Source organism: Xanthobacter sp. BG11Y11_SDJG, assembly GCF_057364445.1.
On the sequence record NZ_JBNFNU010000587.1, the window covers coordinates 1 to 1,842 of the forward strand.

Genomic DNA, 1,842 nt, shown 5'->3' on the forward strand with positions numbered 1-1,842 from the left:
GGGCGACGACACCGGGCGCCGCCGGCGCGGCGACGGTGCCGCGCGAGCGCGTCCTTCAGTTCCGCCTCGTTGTCGGCGCGGATATAGCGCCCTCCGGTCCGCTCGGCGAGGCAGGCGACCTGGCGGCCCTCCTCCCGCGACAGCCCGAAGCCGACCACATGGGCGGTGAAGCCGACCCCCGTCGCCTCCAGCTCGTCCGCGAGCGCACACGGATCGGCGGCGCAGGTCTCGACCCCGTCGGTGATGAGGATGACGGTCGCCTTGTCCTCGCCGGCGCGCAAGGCCGCGGCGGCCTGCTTGACGCTTTCGGTCAGCGGCGTCTTGCCCAGAAAGCGCATCTTGTCGGCCGCCGCCGCGATGGCCGCGCCGCTGCCCGGGGCGGGGGGAACCACCAGTTCGATGTCGGCGCAGTTGCCCCGCTCCCGGTGGCCGTAGGCCATGAGCCCGACCTCGGCGCCGGGCGGCAGCTTGGCGAGCGTCTGGCGCAGGGCCTGCCGGGCGATCTCCAGCTTCGGCCGGCCATCGATGGTGCCCCACATGGAGCCGGAGGCATCGAGGACGATCATGGTGCGCTCAGCGGCCAGCGCGGGCGCGGAGACGACGCAGAGGAAGAGGAGAAGAAAGCGGATCACATGCATGGTGATTTTCTATCCCATCCGGTCAAAGCGAACCCCGCGTCCGGGGAAGGAGCATTCACCGAATAGAAATGCAACCGAAATTGCCGGAGGACAGAAAATCTGACACCCCGCCTGCCGGGAGCGCAGGCGATCTTCCGTCGGCCGCCCAGCAACGACGCAGGCGCCCTGCGCCGCATCTCGCGATCACGGCCGACCGGCGGCGGGAGCGCCCTGCCCCATCAGTCGTCACGCCTGCGCGCACCGGTCCGGCGACGCCCCCGCCGGAGGATCGCGGCGTCAGACGTCCGGTACGGATGGAATGGCCGCAAGGCTGTCGGGCGCTTCGGCAGGTTCATGAGAGCAGGCGGAAAATATCCCCGGGGAGCGGGGCGGTGCGCGGGCCGCCGGATGCGCTCTTGGGACAGCTCGCAAGATTGGAGCGGGCGATGGGAATCGAACCCACGACATACAGCTTGGGAAGCTGTCGTTCTACCACTGAACTACGCCCGCCTGGACGCTCAGCATAGCCAAGGCACCCTGCGGCCAGCAAGAGGCATCGCCCGGCGCGGCGCTCCGCGGGCGGCCGCGTCCACACCCTTTGCCGGCGATTGCGGAGCGCACGGCCCGCTCCTATGGTCGCGCCATGTCCCAGCCCCATCGCCCCCCGGCGTCCGCCACGCATCCGCGCTTCACGGCGCTGTTCCAGAGCTTCGATGACCTCGCCGACGGCGCCAAAGGCGCGGACCGCCTCGCCGCGCTGCGCGCGGAACTGGCGCGGCGCGGGCTGGACGGCTTCGTCATTCCCCGCGCCGATGCGCACCAGAACGAATATGTCCCGGCCTGCGAGGAGCGTCTCGCCTTCCTGACCGGTTTCACCGGCTCGGCGGGGCTCCTGGTGGTGCTGTCGGAGGCGGCGGCGCTGTTCGTGGACGGGCGCTATACGCTCCAGGCCCCGGCCCAGGTGGACACGGCCGCCTTCACGGTGGTGCCGCTCGCGCAGACCAGCCCCGAGAAATGGATCGAGGACCATCTGCCGAAGGGCGCGAGCCTCGGCTTCGACGCCTGGCGCACCACCCTCGACGCCCGCGACAAGCTGGCCCGTGCGGTGCCGCGCCGGCGGCATCCTCGGTGGCGGTGGAGGACGTCCCGACGTGGGCGCCGGTGTGGACCGACCGGCCGCCGCCGCGCGCGGCGCCGTGCGCATGCTCGACTCGCCATCGCCGGC

The 1,842-nt window shown here is 71.7% G+C and carries 2 protein-coding genes and 1 tRNA gene; 1 reads left to right on the forward strand and 2 read right to left on the reverse strand.

Going from position 1 to position 1,842, the window contains the following annotated elements; translation table 11 throughout:
* Both AC2W7M_RS24705 and AC2W7M_RS24710 read right to left on the reverse strand, forming a co-directional pair.
* Positions 1–638: vWA domain-containing protein (locus AC2W7M_RS24705; RefSeq protein ID WP_486135686.1), on the reverse strand; the 638-nt coding region annotated here is incomplete at its 3' end.
* A gap of 414 nt (positions 639–1,052) precedes the next feature.
* A tRNA-Gly gene (locus AC2W7M_RS24710) sits at positions 1,053–1,127 on the reverse strand.
* Between the two features lie 133 nt (positions 1,128–1,260).
* Between AC2W7M_RS24710 and AC2W7M_RS24715 the strand changes: the two genes are divergently transcribed.
* Positions 1,261–1,842: aminopeptidase P family N-terminal domain-containing protein (locus tag AC2W7M_RS24715; protein WP_486135688.1), on the forward strand; the 582-nt coding region annotated here is incomplete at its 3' end.